Raw genomic sequence first — 18581 nt, forward strand, 5'->3', positions numbered from 1 at the left:
ATGAAAAGAATATTAATTACAGGTGCGGCTGGTTTTTTGGGCTCACATCTTTGTGATCGTTTTATAGCCGAAGGCTATTTTGTTATTGGAATGGATAATCTGATAACGGGTGATTTAAAAAACATTGAGCATCTTTTCAAAAATAAAAACTTTGAATTTTACCATCACGATGTCACAAAATTTGTCCACGTTCCGGGTAATTTAGATTATATTCTTCATTTTGCTTCACCAGCAAGCCCTATTGATTATTTAAAAATTCCTATTCAAACGCTAAAAGTAGGCTCCCTTGGAACCCACAATTTGCTAGGTTTGGCCAGAGTGAAAAAAGCCAGAATTTTAATTGCTTCCACATCTGAAGTTTATGGAGATCCCTTAGTGCATCCGCAAACAGAAGAGTATTACGGGAATGTAAATACCATAGGACCAAGAGGGGTTTACGACGAGGCCAAAAGGTTTCAGGAATCCATCACGATGGCTTATCATACTTTTCACGGTGTCGAGACCAGAATCGTTAGAATTTTCAACACCTATGGCCCTAGAATGCGACTTAATGATGGCCGCGTAATTCCGGCTTTTATCGGTCAAGCGCTGCGTGGTGAAGATTTAACCATTTTTGGAGACGGAAGTCAAACGCGTTCTTTTTGTTATGTAACCGATCAGGTGGAAGGAATCTTCAGATTGCTGCATTCTGATTATGTATATCCGGTAAACATTGGTAATCCTGATGAAATTACGATTAAAGATTTTGCCGATGAAATCATTAAACTAACCGGCACCAAACAAAAAGTGGTGTATCATCCGTTGCCAATAAACGATCCATTGCAACGCCAACCGGACACCACAAAAGCCAAGGAAATCTTAGGCTGGAGCGCCAAAGTAAATCGCGAAGAGGGAATGAAATTGACCTATGACTATTTCAGATCACTATCCTCAGAAGAACTTCTAAAAGAAGAGCATAAAGATTTCTCCAAATACATTTTTTAATGAGAAAAAAAACAGGAAGATATTCAGGCTATATAAGGCCTTTCTCGTATATATTAGATTTAACCGTAATCATTATTTTATCGGTTAAGTTGATACCTGAGAATTTACACAACTTATCTTTTTACTTTTTTCTGTTAATTGCTTGGGTTTCTATTGCCTATAATACCGGTTTCTATGAAGTGTATCGCTACACCAAAGTAATCGAAATCTTCGGAAAGATTATCAAGCAATATTTTATATTTATCGTATTAAACTTTGCTTACGTTGGTTATTTTTCTAAATTTTCGGATGCCCAGGTAATCCTTCAATTTGTTTCTTATTCGGTTTTAATTATTTCGTTTACCAAGCTCTTTATTTATTATTTCCTTAGAAAATTCAGGGTTGTTTTTGGTGGAAATTTCAGAAGAGTCGTAATTGTTGGAGACGGAAAATCAGTCGAACAATTATCCAATTTCTTTAACGAAAATCCGGATTATGGTTATAAATTAATACATGTATTTGATTTGGTTGACAATAAAAAAGCCCAAATAGAGACCTGCATGGATTTCGTAATGGAACAAAAAATTGATGAAATATATTGTTCTCTTTCGGATTTAACCAATACCGATATTAATAAATTCATTGATTTCACCGACAACAATTTAAAAATATTAAAATTCCTTCCCGACAATAAAGAGGTACTTTCCCGAAATTTAATCTTTGATTATTACGATTACATTCCGGTGATTTCTTTACGAAACATTCCGCTGGACGAAACGGCAAACAAAATCATAAAACGACTGTTTGACATTGTTTTTTCATTAATAATCATTGTAGGATTGTTATCTTGGTTAACACCAATTTTGGCCATTTTAATCAGATTGGAATCCAGAGGATCCATCTTTTTTAAACAAAAAAGAAACGGATTAAATTACCGCGAATTTGAGTGTTATAAGTTCCGTTCGATGACGTTAAATGACATCGCCGATTTGTATCAGGTTTCCAAAAACGATCCACGTATAACCAAAATAGGAAGGTTTATCCGAAAAACCAGTATTGATGAGTTGCCGCAATTTTTCAATGTTTTTCTGGGCGATATGTCGGTAGTAGGACCAAGACCACATATGGTGAGTCACACCGAAATGTACGCCCGAAAAATTGACAAGTTCATGGTTAGACATTTCATTAAACCAGGAATTACAGGATTAGCCCAGACCAAAGGTTTCCGCGGAGAGGTGGAAACAGATAAGGATATTATTTACCGAGTGAAGTATGATATTTTTTACTTGGAAAATTGGTCTTTATTGCTAGATATTAAGATTGTCTTTTTAACAATTTACAACGCTATCAAAGGAGAAGACAAAGCTTATTAGAATACGCCCTTCTCAATTAAATCCTTCATTTGAGTGTCTAAATCGAAAGTGTTTTGAGCGGTTGTAAATATTCTTTTTTTCATAGTAGCTAAATCCGACTTACTGTACTTAGAAATTTGATTTAATGTTTCATTTAAATCATTATAATTTTCTACAGAAGCCACCCAGCCCAAATTATTCTCAGCCACGATGGTTTCGCCTTCACCACCGCCAAAATAGAGAATCGGAAAACCTAAAGCACCATACTCAAAAATCTTAGAAGGAACGGAACCATAAATCCTGACTTTCAAGGGAACGATAGCAATATCAAACGTTTTTAACCTTTCATGCAGTTCTTTTCTATCCAACATTCCATGAAAGAAGATTGTCTTTTCCTTAGCAGAAGCAATAAGTTGCTCCAGTTGCTTTTTTTCCGCACCATCACCAAATACATGTAACTCAATATTCAGCCCCTTTAAATCGATTTTTTGACACAATTCATAAACGCCTTGGGCTACGCCTAAAAGTCCGGCATAAAAGATTTTTATAGGCTGATTGTCTTCTGTTGTTAATTCCATTACTCTGGCACCATGGTCAGGGAAATTGCGGTACAAAAAACAGTTCTTTTCCGGAAATACAGAATGAATATGCGCTATAATTTCATTGGATTGGCCTAAAATCATCGTTGCTTTTTTATAAATATAGCGTTCCAAAAACAAGGAGAATTTATGCGAAAGCGAATCTTTTTTCAAGGCATTTAGTTCGATAGCTGCCAAAGGCCACAAATCAGAAACATTCAAAATAATTTTTTTGTTTTTTAAGGACAGTACAAAAACAGCAATAAAAGAAAGCAATAACGGTGGCGATTGCACGACTACTTTTTTAGGCGTTTTTTTGAATAATAAATAGCAAAACAACCCAACCGAAAAGGAGAGGATCGAAAGTACCCGTTTTAATATAGTATGACTGTTGCTCGGATAAATCCAAAGCCTTTTCACAGTAATGTTTTCCCGGTTTTCAGTTACCGAAAATTTACCTTTGTATTCGGGAAACAATTCGCCTTTCGGATAATTTCCTAACGGACAAACTACAGAAACGTTGTAATTGTTTTGATGTAATTTCAAGGCCAACTGCTCAATTCTATTGGCAGCAGCCCCTTTTTCCGGCGGATAATAGTTGGATATGATGAGAATGTCTTCCATTATTTTTTGGAAAGCAAAATGGCAATGATTCGCTCCGAGGCTTTGCCGTCCCAAAGCTCAGGAATTCCGGCTTTTCGAGGTCCGTTTTGAAGGAATTCCGCAAATATTTTTTTCAAATTTTCTACCGAAGTGCCTACCAAAGTATTGGTGCCTATGGTTTGGGTTTCAGGTCTTTCGGTGTTGTTGCGCATAGTAAAACAAGGAATCCCCAAAACCGTAGTTTCTTCTGAAATTCCGCCAGAATCGGTAATCACCGCAAAACTGTTTTTGATTAAAAACATAAAATTCAAATAGCTCTGTGGCTCCACAAAATGGATGTTTTTTAAATCTAAATTCGTTTCGCCCAAAATTGCTTTGGTTCTGGGATGCACCGGGAAAATTATTTTTTTATCGCCAACCATTTTATCAATGCCTTCAAGCAAATGTAGTAACGATTGTTCTTCATCCACATTGGCTGGGCGATGTAATGTGAGGATGATATAATTTCCGGTCTCCAATCCAAATTTGTTCCAAAAAACGGGAGCAGAAATTCTATGCAGATTTTGGTATAAAGTATCAATCATCACATTTCCGACAAAATGAATTGCTGAAGGTTCCGCGCCATATTTTAAAAGATTTTCACTAGCCCAAGTCGAGGTAGTGAAAAAATAATCGGTAATACTATCGGTGACAATTCTATTGATTTCTTCGGGCATGGTCATGTCTCCGGAACGAATTCCGGCCTCAACATGGGTGACTTTTAGGTTTAGCTTTTTGGCCACAATCGCACAGGCCATGGTTGAATTGACATCGCCAACTACCAAAACCAAATCACATGGATTTTGCAGCAATTCTTGTTCAAAGGCAATCATTATTGCGGCAGTTTGCACTGATTGGGAACCGCTTTTTACTTCTAAATTGGCATTGGGATGGGGAATGTTCAGCTCTTCAAAAAACGTATCGCTGAGGTTTTTATCATAGTGCTGGCCTGTATGCACCAATCGATAGGAAACAGTAGCTCCTTCGGATTGCTTTTTTTCAATCGCTTTAATGATGGGAGCGATTTTGATAAAATTGGGTCTGGCGCCTGCTACTATGGTGATTCTCATATTATTTTACTAATGAAACAAACTGTTTTAACTTTCCACTTTTACTGCGTTCGAGTTTTTCTTTTCGGGTGAATGAGAATGTCAAACCAGTTTCTAAATAGGTTGTAATGGCTTTTTCAATGTTTTGAATTTGGCTTTCGGTTACTTCTTTTTGGCTTACATATTCAATGTCAAAAGTATCGATTTTGGTTTGTTTTATCACAAATTCTTTCACATTTCCATCATCTTCAATGATGCTTTTGGTAACGTAATAAAAGGTTAATCCGGGCGATTTTTTTCCGCTGGGCAAGATGGCAATATCGTTAGTTCGTCCAATTAGTTTTTTTAAAATTGGTTTTTTGAAAGTACTTTTTTCATCTAAAATCCCAACATCACCAATGTCATAACGAATGAAAGGATGCGCTTTGTTATAAAGCGATGTAATTACAATTCGTCCTTCCTGACCATTGGGCAAAACAGTATTGTTTTCGTCTAAAATTTCTACAAATAAGGTTTCGGAATTGACCTGCCATTCTCCGCTTGGGTTTTGAAAAGCAATCAAATCCAATTCGGAAGCTCCGTATTCATTGATTACCGGGACACCAAATTGTTTTTCCATCAAAAGTTTATCATCTTCAAACAACATTTCGGAAGTAACGATGCAGCATTTCAGGGTTGGGCAAACAGTAGTCAAAACGATGTTTTTCTTCTGTAGAAATTTAGCAAACAAAACAATAGAGCTGGTATAGCCATTGATGTAATCAAATTTCTTTTGTTGGAATTTTGCCAGGACTTTTTCCAAAACAGCATCCGATAAATCAAAGATAGTAAAGCGATACCGATGGCTTAAAAGGTCTTTGATGCGTTCTTTTTTATTTCCGATGAAATCAAGGGGAATACCATAAAAACGAGCTTGTAGGGAAGTGTTGAAATCAATGCCATACCAACCAAAACGATGGATAATATTGGCCCAAGTCAGCGCATGACTAAATTTGTCTTTGGCAAAAATGAAAGGATCACCACTGGAACCTGAAGTTTTATTAACATAAACTTTTTTTGCAGTAAATCCTCCAGAAAGCCTTTCTGTCAAAGGTTTTTGAAATTCTTTTTTGGTCATAACCGGAAGTTCTTCCCAATGATTAAAAGAAGGTGTGCCAACGAATTCCTGATAAGATGCATTGTTTTTCAAATGATACTCGACAATGGCTTTTCTTTTTTCGCTCACCCAATTTTCATAAGTGGTTTCAGGAACTGCTATGGTTTTCTCCAATTCAATAGAGGCTTCCCGCATCGGGAAACCATTTAAACGCAACGATAAATTGAAAAAATGGAACATAAAAAAAGGGCTAACAAAGTCAGCCCTTAAAAATACTATTTATTCAGTATTAATTTTTCATTATTTTGATAGTTTCTGATTTGCTTCCTGAATTAATTTCGAAGAAGTAAAGACCAGTTGCAAAACTAGAAACATCAACAGTGTTTTCAATACCACTGAATTCTTGTGTTAGCATTACTTTACCAGTTAAATCAGTAACTTTCAATTTGAAAGAATCTAATTGTTCTGATGAAATGGTTACAAAAGAAGAAGATGGATTTGGATATACTTTAAAGGAGTTGTTAGCAAATTGTTGATTAGCTAAGTTTCCGCTGAATTTAAAAATACCACCTGTAAAAGCATCAGAATTAAAACCACCAGCCCATCCTGTAGTTGTGCTTGCAAAACCAACAGTTGTTCTTTGAGTTCCTGATTCAATAACAGTCCAAGTTGTACCATTATCTAAACTAAGCGCTGATGAATACACACTAGATGCAACACCAGTTCCTACTAACATAGTTGTTCCAGGAACATAACAAATGTTGTAGTTATAAGGTTGAGTGTAAGCAACACCTGCACTCCAAGTAGAACCACCATCAGTAGTTTTGTATAATTTACGAGCAGTAATAGTTGTTCCGGAAAGGGTGTTTCCAATTAGAATTCCATTGTTGGCATCACTAAAATAAAGTCTTCCTGATGAAGTAGCAGTGTCACCACCACCAAAATCAGCAATTGGAGAGTTTAGTCTTGTCCATGTAGCTCCTTTGTCAAGGGTTCTGTATACTTTTCCTTTTGCAGTAGTAATCCACATCGCATTTCCAACGGCAGCAAAACTACCGGCGTAACCGAAATCTCCAGGGATAATGTTTGTCATTGCTGCGGCTAATGAAGTCCAAGTGGCACCACCATCAGTAGTTCTGTAGGCTTCAAGGTCATTAGCGGAACTTGAGGCAGGGTCTCCAAATGCCACACCATTGTTTGCATCAAAGAAGTGAACCCCATCACACCAAGAAGTAGCTCCTGTAAAAGCAGTAGTGTTTTGTTGTGTCCATGTTACTCCACTATCAGTTGTATTCCAAACACCACCAAGACCTAGAGAGTTGTCAAAGGCACTAACCCAAGCAGTAGTTCCATTAACGGCTGTTAAGTTTCCAATTTTTAAAGTAGTATCTCCAATATCAATAAGACCCGGAACCCATGTAGTTCCTCCGTCAATAGTTTTTGTAAATTCTTGTACATTATTTGAAGTTGTTACTCCGTCATAAGCAGTACACCAAACAGTGTTAGCATCAATAACGTGAATTTCGTCGATTCCTCGATTTACATCCGTAAAACCTGAGGCTTGAGCAACCCACTGAGCATTAGCGGCAAATCCTATTGAAAATAAGGATAAAGAAAGTAAAAGTTTTTTCATAGTTTGTAGTTTTATAATTTTTAAGAGTACTAAATTAGTAAAATTTATACAATAAAAAAATAAACGTGTTATTTTTGCATACCTTTAACACAACACACAATGACAATCTTACTACTGGGTTCGGGCGGAAGAGAACACGCTTTAGCCTTTAAACTACTTCAAAGTTCTAAATGCACTAAATTATTTGTAGCACCCGGGAATGCCGGAACGGATTTAATAGCCACCAATGTTTCAATTAATCCCAACGATTTTGAGGCCGTAAAAGCGTTTGCTGTTCAGGAAAAGATTGACATGGTTGTCGTAGGTCCTGAGGATCCTTTGGTACTTGGGATTTATGATTTCTTCAAAAATGATGGTGCATTACAACACATTCCGGTAATTGGGCCTTCAAAAGTTGGCGCACAACTGGAAGGAAGTAAAGAGTTTGCCAAAGAGTTTCTCATCAAACATAAAATTCCAACAGCGGCCTATGATAGTTTTACTTCGGATACCGTTGAAAAAGGCTGTCGTTTTTTGGAAACTTTACAACCGCCTTATGTATTAAAAGCCGATGGATTAGCCGCCGGGAAAGGCGTTCTGATTCTTCAGAATTTACAAGAAGCCAAAACGGAATTGCGTAACATGTTGGTGTATGCCAAATTCGGAACCGCTAGTTCCAAAGTGGTCATTGAAGAATTTCTGGACGGGATTGAACTAAGTTGTTTTGTTTTGACCGATGGTAAAAATTACAAAGTACTGCCAACCGCCAAAGATTACAAACGAATTGGCGAGGGCGATACGGGTTTAAATACCGGCGGGATGGGAGCGGTTTCTCCAGTTCCTTTTGCCGATGCGGTTTTGTTGGAAAAAATAGAAAATCGAATTGTAAAACCAACCATTGACGGTTTACAAAAGGATGGAATAGAGTATAAAGGTTTCGTTTTCATAGGGCTTATTGTGGTCAAAGGCGAGCCAATGGTCATCGAGTATAACGTCAGAATGGGCGATCCGGAAACCGAAGTCGTAATGCCTAGAATCAAATCGGATTTGGTGGAATTGTTTCAGGCTGTTGCCCATCAAAAACTAGATGAGGTTGCCTTGGAAATTGACGAAAGAAGCGCCACTACGATTATGATTGTTTCGGGCGGTTATCCGGAAGAATATGAAAAAGGCTTTGAAATTTCAGGTCTTGAAAGTGTTCAAGATTCCATTGTTTTCCATGCCGGAACAAAAACAGAAAACGGAAAAGTTGTCACTAATGGCGGAAGAGTTTTGGCCGTGACCTCTTTTGGAGATAACTTCCAGGAGGCCATAAAAAAATCTTACCAAAACATAGACCAGCTACATTTTGATAAGATGTATTTTAGAAAAGATATTGGGTTCGACTTACTTTAAGAAAGAATGAGCCGTTGTATCTTGGTTTTCTTCGTTGTTGTCTTGATGTTTTTTTAATTCCATACACCAGTATACGATGTATTTGGCACAAATCAACATTAATGCCCAGCTAACGATATTAGCCAACCACCAGTTGCTTAATTCCAAAGTTCGTAACCAATCCCATGGTTTGAATAAAAAGTCTACAAATACGGTTTGAATGCCTTCAAAAAATGCTTTCATTTTATAAAATGTTATATTTACAGCACAAATGTATAAAATATCCACATGATAACAAGCGTTTTTAAAAAATCTACAATTCTCAATTATTCGCTGATTGTAGTACTGTTGTTATTTTTCTTTTTTATATACCAAACCAGTGATTTGTACATCACAGCGGCCGCCAACGGATTGTCAAAAAATAGTCTGTTGATTGTCTTATTGTTAGCTTCTTTTTTTCTGGTCAATTTCATGGTGAAGAAGAACGGATTGACCAAAGACAGCAGCTACACGATTCTGTTTTTCCTGCTATTTTTATTGCTTTTTCCGAGTGTTTTTAATAATTCAAATTTATTGTTTGCCAACTTTTTTCTGCTGCTTTCCATGCGAAGATTGATTTCATTGCAAACGTTAAAAGCTCCAAAAGAGAAAATTTTCGATGCGTCTATGTGGATTTTTATCGCCAGTTTGTTTCACTTTTGGTGCATTCTTTTCATTGTCTTGGTCTACATTTCCATCATTTTTCACGCTTCCCGGGATTACAGAAACTGGCTGTTACCATTTGTAGCTTTTTTTGCTACAGCAGTTGTATTTGTTTTAGCTGCCTTGGTTTTTGACAAAACTTGGATTGATCATATCCTGAGCCAAACGCAAATGAATTTTGAATTAAATTATTTCGTCAATAATTACCAAAATGCGGCGCTGTCTTTTTATGTGGTCATTGCTTTGTACTTTGTGTTTTCAATGATAGTTTCTTTAACCAATAGACCCTTAATTCTTCAGGCTTCTTATAAGAAAATGATATTCGGTTTTTTAATCGGCGCGATAGTTTTTGCACTTTCGCCCGAAAAAAATAATGCCATGTTACTTTTTACCTTTATGCCGTTATCCGTAATGGGGACCAATAATATCGAATATTCCCAAAACAAAATGTATCAGGAAATCGTATTGTTGTTACTAATTGTTGGAAGCTTTTTTGCCTTCTTTGCGCAACTATAATTTGTTGCCGTAAGCCAAATCACCGGCATCGCCAAGACCGGGAACAATGTAGTTTTTCTCGTTGAGTTTTTCGTCCAGAGCCGCCACCCAAAGATGACAGTTTTCGGGAAGATTTTTCTGCAGATATTCTATTCCTTCTGGTGCCGCAATAACAACCGCAATGTGAATTTCTTTTGGTTTTTGTTCCAAATGCAATTTCTGCAAAACCGCTACTATCGATTGTCCTGTTGCTAACATCGGATCAATCAAAATCAGGTTTTTATTTTCAAAAGAAGGTGCCGCTTGGTATTCGACTAAAATATCAAACTTATCGTCGTTATCGTAATGATGGCGGTAAGCGGAAACAAAACCGTTTTCGGCATTGTCAAAAATATTCATGAAACCCATGTGTAAAGCCAATCCCGCTCTAAGAATAGAACATAAAACCACCGGTTCAGCAACGGTAGTGGTGTGTTTAATGCCCAATGGAGTCTGTACATCCACCGCTTTATACTCCAACGTTTTACTCAATTCATACGCCATGATTTCACCAATGCGTTCAATGTTTTTCCGGAAACGCATGCTGTCTTTTTGGATGGTAACATCGCGAATTTGGGCCAAAAAATGATTGAGAATACTGTTCTTTTCGGAAATATAATGAATATGCATGGACGACTAAAATTTGTATGTTTGGGTAAAAGTATAAAAACTATCTTTGCAAATAAATTTTACCGTTATGTTTTCACAATTTGCCTTTCCAATTTTCGAACAAAGCATTAAAGATTACCATGTGATTGATGATGTATACCAACCAACTCTAAATCCTTATACCAAAGGAACTATCGAGTATTTATTGTATGCCAAAAACTGGGTTGACACCGTGCAATGGCATTATGAAGACATCATCCGTGACCCGAATATTGATCCGGTAGCAGCTTTAGTTTTGAAGCGAAAAATCGACGCGTCGAACCAGGTTCGTACGGATATGGTGGAATATATCGACAGTTATTTTCTGCAAAAACACAAAGATGTTCAGGTAAAACCGAATGCTAAAATCAATACTGAAAGTCCGGCTTGGGCGATTGACCGTTTGTCGATTTTGGCTTTGAAAATTTACCACATGAGCGAAGAAGCCAATCGTGCTGAAGCTACAGCAGAGCACAGAGCCAAATGTCAGGAAAAATTAAACGTCTTGTTAGACCAAAAAAGCGATATGTTTATTTCCATCAACGACTTGTTGACCGATATTGAAAACGGCGACAAATTCATGAAAGTGTACAAGCAAATGAAAATGTACAACGACGACGATTTGAATCCGGTGTTGTACCAAAACAAGAAATAATTCCCGACAACCTTTTGTCAAACAAAATCCAACATATAGCCGTCATCCGACTGTCAGCCATGGGCGACGTTGCGATGACGGTTCCTGTTATCAGAGCATTGGTACAGCAGCATCCGGAGGTGAAAATCACGGTAGTTTCGCGACCATTTTTTCAACCTTTTTTTGACGGAATTCCCAATGTAAATTTCTTTGCCGTAGATGTTAAAGGAAGGCACAAAGGGTTCTTGGGTTTGCTGAAATTGTATGCTGATTTGAAGCAATTCAATATCGATGCGGTGGCCGATTTGCATAACGTTTTGCGTTCTAAAGTTGTCCGTACTTTATTTGCTTTAAGCGGAAAGAAAGTAGCGTTTACCGATAAAGGCAGAGCGGAAAAGAAAGCACTCACTCGTGCCGAAAATAAAATCTTTCAACCGGTAAAGGCCATGGTGGATAGACACGTGGATACTTTTCAGCAGCTTGGTTTTACAGTTGCTATTTCGAATCCAAAGTTTCCGGCGAAAGCAGTTTTAGCCAATGAAATTTTAAAAATTTCCGGCGAAAAAGAAACTCAAAAGTGGATTGGCATTGCCCCGTTTGCACAATACGAAGGCAAAATGTATCCGATGGATTTGATGCAACAAGTGATGGATGATTTGGCAACAAATCCGAAGTACAAACTCTTCCTTTTTGGTGGTGGAAATAAAGAAATTGAGCAATTAAAGACATTAGCCCAAAATAAAAACAACACAATTGTCGTGGCCGGAAAGCTAAATTTACAACAGGAACTGCAGCTGATTTCCAATCTTGATCTCATGCTTTCCATGGATAGTGGGAACTCGCACATTGCGGCAATGCTGGGTGTGAATGTGATTACGCTTTGGGGCGCCACGCATCCGTTTGCCGGATTCAAACCGTTTAATCAACCGATGGAAAATTGTTTGACAGCAGACCGTGAAAAATATCCGTTGCTGCCAACCTCCATTTATGGAAATAAGAAAGTAGCAGGCTACGAAGAGGCCATGCGAACCATTTCAGTGGAATCGGTTTTAGATAAAATCAACACTTCTTTAGCATAAAAAAAGCTCCTCAATTTGAGAAGCTTTTTCGTTTCATTTATATTTTAAACATCATCGTAATCCACATAAATTTCTGCAGATGTCGGATGCGCTTGACACGTTAGTATTAATCCTTCGGCAATTTCGCCATCAGTAAGTATGGAGTTCTTTTTCATCTCGGCAGAACCATTAGTGATTCGCGCCAAACAAGAACTGCAAATGCCTCCTTGGCAGGAATACGGAGCATCAATTCCTTGTTTTAATGCGGCTTCCAAAACGGTTTGTTTTTGCGACATTTCGAAAGTCGTTTCTTCATCGTCTACCATCACCGTGATTTTGGTATGACCGGTATGACTGGCAGCTTCCTTGTTTTCGCCGGCTGTTGACGTGGAGAATAATTCAAATTTGATATTTTTCTCAGGAATGCTGTGTTCTTTCAAGACATTGGAAACCAAAGTAATCATCTCTTCCGGACCGCATAAATAGAATTTGTCAAACTCTTTTTCTTTGTGTTTGTTGTTGAGTACAAAATTGACAATCGATTTGTCGATACGACCAAAATGCTCGCCTTCAGCACGGGCTTGGCTAAACACATAATGCACAAAAAAACGGCCCACATATTTCAGTTGCAACTCGTGCAATTCGTTGTGGAAGATGGTTTCTTCGGGCGTTTTGTTTCCGTAAACCAACACAAAAGTGCTTTTAGGTTCGCTTTCTAAAACCGATTTTAAGATAGACATAACCGGTGTGATTCCACTTCCGGCAGCAAAGGCTGCGTAATTTTTAAGGTTGGAAAAAGAAGGCTCAAACGTGAATCTACCTTCGGGCTGGCTGACTTCCAAAATGTCACCGGCTTTCAGATTGTCATTGGCAAATTTGGAAAAATGACCACTTTTCACCGATTTAATGGCGATGCGCAATTCTCCACTATTAGGCGAAGAACAAACCGAATAGGCACGACGAACTTCGTGTCCGTCCAGCGTTAATTTCAGATTTACGTATTGACCGGCGGTGAATTGGTAAACGGATTTTAATTCATTGGGAATCGTAAAAGCTACCGAAACGGCATGTGGTGTTTCGTGTTTTACTTCTTTGATATGTAATTTATAAAAGGCTGACATGAAAATTGTTTTTGCAAAGGTAAAGAAATAGCGGGGATTTGGAAAGTAAAGAAAATTTGAAAGTTTGTAACTTTTTTCTACATTTAGAAACTAATTTCGAAAACCTAAACCAACACACATGTTCAAACATTTTATTACGCTGGAATGGAAATCCTTTTTTCGTTCGGCCTCTTTTGCTACTAATTTGGCGTTGAAAATCATCATGGGTTTTGTTGCCGCTTATTTCATCACCATTTTTGTCGCCATGGGAATTTTAATTTTCTTTTTGTTAAAAGAAGATTTGCACATGGAGCCTTTAGCCACTGTAAATAAATTTTTAATCTATTATTTGGTTGGCGATTTAGTGGTTCGGTATTTTTTTCAAAAAATGCCGGTTACGAATATCAAACCATTATTGACTTTACCGATTAAAAGAAACACCGTTGTTCATTTTACTTTAGGAAAAACGGTCATTTCTTTCTTCAATGTGTTGCATGTTTTTTTCTTTCTGCCGTTTACGATTGTCTTGCTGATGCACGGTTATGGTTTTCAGGTTATTCTTTGGCATTTGGGCATTGCAGCCTTGATTTATTCTAATAATTTCATCAATGTTTTAATTAATAATAAAGACAGTATTTTTTATCCGTTATTGGCAGTAGTGGCTGGTTTGGGAGCGGCACAGTATTTTAACTATTTTGATGTTACCAATTACACACAGCCATTTTTCCAGGGCATGTACAGCACCGGATTTATGTTTTTACTCCCGATAGTTTTGGCGGTGGTTTTGTATTATTTCACCTTTACCTATTTCAAAAACAATTTGAATTTAGATACTGGTTTGGCCAAAAAAAGCGATGAAGCCAAAACCGAAAACTTCACTTGGCTGAACCAATTCGGGACATTGGGAACGTTTCTTAAAAATGACATTAAATTGATTAAAAGAAACAAGCGACCAAGAGGAACGGTCATTGCCAGCATTGTTTTTATTTTTTACGGATTGCTGTTTTTTACCAATAGCATTGAAGCTTATAACAACCCGGCGATGCAGGTTTTTGGCGGCATCTTTGTTTCGGGTGGTTTCTTGTTGAATTTTGGGCAGTTTGTGCCGAGTTGGGACAGTGCTTATTACCAATTAATGATGAGTCAAAATATCAGTTACCGCGAATATTTAAATTCAAAATGGTGGCTGATGGTTATTGCCACAGTGATTTCAACGGTAGTGGCCTCTTTCTATATTTATTTCGGTTGGAAAATTTACTTGTTAATTGTGGTTGGGGCCATCTATAACATTGGCGTCAATTCGCATTTGGTTTTATTGGGAGGGGCTTACAATAAAACCGCTATCGATTTAACTGCCGGAAAAGCCTTTGGACAAAAGCAGGCCTTTAGTTTTAAAAACGTATTACTGGCCTTGCCCAAACTGCTAGTGCCGATGTTGCTATATGCCTTGGGATATTTTATCTTCAGTCCGGAAATTGGGTGTTTATTCGTTGGTTTGGCAGGTGTTTTAGGCTTTGCCTTCAGAGACAAAATGTTTGCCATCATCGAAAAAATCTACAAAACCGAAAAATACGCTACCATAGAGGCATACAAACAAAAAAACTAAAATCAACACAAAAAATATTTTTCACCATGATACAAGTTACCAATTTAACCAAAAGATATAATTCAGGAGTAACCGTTTTAAACATCAATAATCTTGAGATTCCAAAAGGACAAAGTTTCGGCTTAGTGGGGAATAATGGCGCTGGGAAGACCACCTTTTTCAGCTTGCTTTTAGACTTAATTCAACCAAGTTCCGGATTTATTAAAAACAATGAGGTGCAGGTTAATGCCAGTGAAGCCTGGAAGCCTTTTACGGCTGCCTTTATTGACGAAAGCTTTTTGATTGGGTATTTAACGGCCGAAGAATATTTCTATTTCATTGGCGATTTGCGTGGACAAAACAAAGCCGATGTAGATGCGTTACTCAACAAACACGAAGAATTTTTCAACGGAGAAATTCTGAACAGTAAAAAATACCTAAGAGATTTATCCAAAGGGAATATGAAAAAAGTGGGCATCATTGCTACTTTAATTGGGAGTCCGGAAGTGATTATTTTGGATGAACCATTTGCTAATTTGGATCCGACCACGGTGAATCGATTGAAGAAAATCATCAAAGAATTAGCTGAAGATCCTACGGTTACTGTTTTGGTTTCCAGCCATGATTTAGTGCATACTGTTGAGGTTTGTAATAGGATTGTTGCTTTGCATTTAGGGGAAGTGGTCAAAGATATTCAAACCTCTCCGGAAACTTTAAAAGAGCTGGAGGCATTTTTTGCGGTCTAATTTTTTGCTATATCAAAAAGAAACGTATTTTTACCAGTTAGTTATACTATTTATGACTTTTTCACGTTATATTAAAAAACGTTTTGCTTTGAAAACCAGTACTATTAAATATTTTATCTTCTCGGGATTGTTGGTTTTTTTGATAGCTTGTTCTACCAAAAGAAACACTTTCCTTTCCAGAAATTCACACGCATTAAGTACCAAATACAATATTTTGTATAACGGAGGAATTGCTTTAGACAAAGGCATTCAGGAAGTTGTGTTGCAAAACAAAGACAATTTTTGGGATATCCTTCCGGTGGAAAGAATGCAAGTTGCTGATGAAAAAATGATGCCAGGCGACACTAAAAACGCCAATTTTGAAAGAGCCGAAACCAAAGCCACCAAAGCGATTCAAAAACACTCTATGAATATTCAGGGTTCGGAAAAAAACCCACAAATGGATGAAGCTCATTTAATGCTGGGAAAAGCGCGTTACTACGACCAACGTTTTGTTCCGGCTTTAGAAGCCTTTAATTATGTGTTGTATAAATATCCAAACAGTGATAAAATTTACGAAGTAAAAATTTGGAGAGAAAAAACCAATATGCGTTTGGAAAACGACGCCTTAGCCGTTAACAATCTTCGAAAATTACTCAAAGAAATTAAGTTTAAAGATCAGATTTTTGCCGATGCCAACGCAACTTTAGCACAGGCTTTTTTAAATTTAGAAGAAAAAGACAGTGCCGTTGCCAAGATAAAAATCGCTACAGAATTTACAAAATCGAAAGAAGAAAAAGCGCGGTACCGATTCATACTGGCTCAAATCTATGAGCAATTAGGCTATAAAGACAGTGCTTTTGCCACCTACCAATCGGTGATTGATATGCACAGGCAAGCGGCTCGTCAATATGTAATTCACGCCCACGCCAGACAAGCCAGTCAGTTTGATTATACCAAAGGAGATACCATTGCATTTCTTAAAAAATACAATGACTTGTTAGCAGACAGGGAAAACAGACCTTATTTGGATGTGTTAAATCATCAAATGGCTTTGTTTTATGAAAAAAGAGGCAATAGAGAAACGGCTAAAAAATACTATAATGCTTCCTTAAAAAAGAAAACGCAAGACACATATCTTATTGCATCTAACTATAGAAATTTGGCCGATTTGTATTTTATAGATTCTAAATTCTCTACGGCAGGCAAATACTATGACAGTACATTGGTTAACTTAAAACCAAGAACCCGCGAATTCAATTTTATTAAAAAGAAAAGAGAAAACCTCGAAGACGTAATTAAATATGAAGGAATTGCACAACGCAATGATAGCATTATTTCATTGTATAAAATGTCGGGTGCTGAAAGAACAGCCTATTTTGAAAAGTTTATTGCGAAGTTAAAAAAGGCAGAAGAAGCCAACAAAAAATTAGCTGAAAAGCAAGCAAGAATAAAAGAGAATGAAAACAGAACGGATGGAAAAATAGATTCTCCCGATCAACCGGGAACTAAAAATATCGGTAATGCACTGCCAGCCTTGGCGAATGCAACAGCCTCGGCAGGAGAAAGCTCTTTTTATTTTTATAATCCTACGATGGTGGCTTTCGGGAAAACAACTTTTTTAAAAAACTGGGGCAAAAGAACCCTGCAAGACAATTGGCGGGTAGCTTCTCTTTCAGAAAAAAACAACACTAAGAAAGACACGATTGATACCGAAAAAAGTGATGCAGATGAGGCCGCGAAAGCCGCTGAAAAAGTAGATGAAAAATTAGACCCGAATTTTTACATCAAACAAATCCCTACCTCACAAACCTTGATTGACAGTTTAAGCAAAGAAAGAAATTTTGCGTATTATCAATTGGGAGTTATTTACAAAGAGAAATTCAAAGAATACCAATTGGCTATTGATCGATTAGAGCAATTGTTAAATAACAATCCCGAAGAAAGACTGGTTCTACCATCGATGTACAACTTGTATAAGCTTTACGAAATTTTAGATAAAAATAAAGCCGAAGCGATGAAAACGGATATCATTGCACAATATCCAAATTCCAGATACGCTCAAATTTTAACGAACCCGGCCAGTGCAGCTGAAGAATCCAGTGATTCGCCCAATGCGGTTTATGAAAGCATTTATAAACAATATCAAAACGGAGAATATAAAACTGTTTTAACGGCCACGGAAAAAGCTATTGACCGCTTTACAGGAGAGGAAATCATCCCGAAATTTGAATTGCTCAAAGCCCAAATTACAGGAAAATTAGCTGGCCTTGAGGAGTATAGTAAAGCTTTAAATTTTGTAGCACTTAATTATCCAAATAGTGAAGAAGGCAAAAAAGCAGAAAAATTATTGTCGGTTGATTTGCCAAAATTAGCAGCGTTATCACTATCGAAAAATGATTCAAAAAACTGGAAAATATTATATGCCACTAAAGATTTTGAAGATAAGAATACAAAAGCACTGATAGAAAAAATCAAAAAATTCATTACCGACAGAGACCTTAAGAGGCTTTCGTTATCCAACGATATTTATACTATGACGGATAATTTTGTCGTAATTCACGGTGTGACTTCTCAGGACTTAGCCATAGGAATTACTTCGATATTAAAAGAATTCAAAGAATATAAAGTGCAAGAAACGCCGATAATTATTTCTGCCGAAAACTACACAGTTGTTCAAATCAAAAAGAATTTAGATGATTTTGTAGCCGGTAAATTGGAAGCCAATCCTAAACAACCGGATTGGGACGGAACTCTTGAAAAAACAGTTGAGCCACAACAACAAAAACAGCAGCAGAAAAGCGAGCAACAAGACCCATCATCTGGTGAGGATACTAAAGAGTCAGAAGATAAAGGAGCAAAAGAAGGAACCAAGGAATTTGGTTTGCCACCATCTCCACAAATCGAGAAAGCAGGTAAAAAAGGATAA

General features: G+C 37.2%; 16 protein-coding genes. 9 read left to right on the forward strand and 7 right to left on the reverse strand.

Annotated elements, in window-relative coordinates:
* Complete coding sequence (locus V7D82_RS00605; protein WP_333599029.1) at nucleotides 1–984, forward strand: UDP-glucuronic acid decarboxylase family protein; 984 nt, start codon at nucleotides 1–3, stop codon at nucleotides 982–984.
* Entirely contained in the window at nucleotides 984–2336 is a 1353-nt protein-coding gene (locus tag V7D82_RS00610; RefSeq protein ID WP_333599030.1) for an exopolysaccharide biosynthesis polyprenyl glycosylphosphotransferase, read from the forward strand. Before V7D82_RS00605 ends, V7D82_RS00610 begins: the two co-directional genes overlap by 1 nt.
* Here V7D82_RS00610 and V7D82_RS00615 read toward each other — a convergent pair.
* From V7D82_RS00615 to V7D82_RS00630, 4 genes are read right to left on the reverse strand one after another with little or no spacing between them, the layout of a single operon-like run.
* A complete protein-coding gene (locus tag V7D82_RS00615) occupies nucleotides 2333–3517 on the reverse strand; it encodes a glycosyltransferase family 4 protein (RefSeq protein WP_333599031.1) in 1185 nt (394 codons plus the stop codon). The two genes, V7D82_RS00610 and V7D82_RS00615, sit on opposite strands and share 4 nt — an antisense overlap.
* Complete coding sequence (wecB, locus tag V7D82_RS00620; RefSeq protein WP_333599032.1) at nucleotides 3517–4605, reverse strand: non-hydrolyzing UDP-N-acetylglucosamine 2-epimerase; 1089 nt, start codon at nucleotides 4603–4605, stop codon at nucleotides 3517–3519. The genes V7D82_RS00615 and wecB overlap by 1 nt, the downstream gene beginning before the upstream one ends.
* Before the next feature lies 1 nt (nucleotide 4606).
* Complete coding sequence (locus V7D82_RS00625; RefSeq protein WP_333599033.1) at nucleotides 4607–5920, reverse strand: phenylacetate--CoA ligase family protein; 1314 nt, start codon at nucleotides 5918–5920, stop codon at nucleotides 4607–4609.
* A gap of 49 nt (nucleotides 5921–5969) precedes the next feature.
* Nucleotides 5970–7313, reverse strand: coding sequence for a T9SS type A sorting domain-containing protein (locus V7D82_RS00630; protein WP_333599034.1), 1344 nt, complete (start codon nucleotides 7311–7313; stop codon nucleotides 5970–5972).
* 99 nt (nucleotides 7314–7412) lie between these two features.
* Between V7D82_RS00630 and purD the strand changes: the two genes are divergently transcribed.
* On the forward strand, nucleotides 7413–8687 hold the full coding sequence (gene purD / locus V7D82_RS00635; protein WP_333599035.1) for a phosphoribosylamine--glycine ligase: 1275 nt from the start codon (nucleotides 7413–7415) through the stop codon (nucleotides 8685–8687).
* Here the strand turns inward: purD and V7D82_RS00640 are convergent.
* Nucleotides 8679–8909, reverse strand: a complete 231-nt coding sequence (locus tag V7D82_RS00640; RefSeq protein WP_333599036.1) for a DUF6341 family protein — start codon at nucleotides 8907–8909, stop codon at nucleotides 8679–8681. The genes purD and V7D82_RS00640 overlap by 9 nt on opposite strands.
* Before the next feature lie 45 nt (nucleotides 8910–8954).
* On the opposite strand from V7D82_RS00640, the gene V7D82_RS00645 reads away from it, so the two are divergent.
* Nucleotides 8955–9884 carry a DUF6427 family protein gene (locus tag V7D82_RS00645; protein ID WP_333599037.1) on the forward strand — a complete coding sequence of 310 codons (930 nt, stop codon included), beginning with the start codon at nucleotides 8955–8957 and terminating at the stop codon, nucleotides 9882–9884.
* Here the strand turns inward: V7D82_RS00645 and upp are convergent.
* Entirely contained in the window at nucleotides 9879–10532 is a 654-nt protein-coding gene (gene upp / locus V7D82_RS00650) for a uracil phosphoribosyltransferase (RefSeq protein WP_333599038.1), read from the reverse strand. The two genes, V7D82_RS00645 and upp, sit on opposite strands and share 6 nt — an antisense overlap.
* Nucleotides 10533–10599: 67 nt before the next feature.
* Here upp and V7D82_RS00655 point away from each other — a divergent pair, with 67 nt between their 5' ends.
* Entirely contained in the window at nucleotides 10600–11205 is a 606-nt protein-coding gene (locus tag V7D82_RS00655) for a DUF4254 domain-containing protein (protein ID WP_284650972.1), read from the forward strand.
* 59 nt (nucleotides 11206–11264) lie between these two features.
* A complete protein-coding gene (locus V7D82_RS00660; RefSeq protein ID WP_333599183.1) occupies nucleotides 11265–12263 on the forward strand; it encodes a glycosyltransferase family 9 protein in 999 nt (332 codons plus the stop codon).
* A gap of 44 nt (nucleotides 12264–12307) precedes the next feature.
* Here the strand turns inward: V7D82_RS00660 and V7D82_RS00665 are convergent, their stop codons facing one another.
* Complete coding sequence (locus V7D82_RS00665) at nucleotides 12308–13363, reverse strand: ferredoxin--NADP reductase (protein ID WP_333599039.1); 1056 nt, start codon at nucleotides 13361–13363, stop codon at nucleotides 12308–12310.
* 118 nt (nucleotides 13364–13481) lie between these two features.
* Here V7D82_RS00665 and V7D82_RS00670 point away from each other — a divergent pair, with 118 nt between their 5' ends.
* The 3 genes from V7D82_RS00670 to porW all read left to right on the forward strand — a co-directional run bounded on the left by V7D82_RS00670 (nucleotide 13482) and on the right by porW (nucleotide 18581).
* On the forward strand, nucleotides 13482–14948 hold the full coding sequence (locus V7D82_RS00670; protein ID WP_333599040.1) for a DUF5687 family protein: 1467 nt from the start codon (nucleotides 13482–13484) through the stop codon (nucleotides 14946–14948).
* A gap of 26 nt (nucleotides 14949–14974) precedes the next feature.
* The gene (locus V7D82_RS00675) at nucleotides 14975–15673 is read left to right on the forward strand and encodes an ABC transporter ATP-binding protein (protein ID WP_333599041.1); all 699 of its coding nucleotides are present in this window, start codon (nucleotides 14975–14977) and stop codon (nucleotides 15671–15673) included.
* 88 nt (nucleotides 15674–15761) lie between these two features.
* Nucleotides 15762–18581: a type IX secretion system periplasmic lipoprotein PorW/SprE gene (porW, locus tag V7D82_RS00680; protein WP_333599042.1), complete on the forward strand. Its 2820-nt coding sequence runs from the start codon at nucleotides 15762–15764 to the stop codon at nucleotides 18579–18581.

The sequence above is a fragment of the Flavobacterium sp. genome (genome assembly GCF_036741995.1).
Lineage (GTDB): Bacteria > Bacteroidota > Bacteroidia > Flavobacteriales > Flavobacteriaceae > Flavobacterium.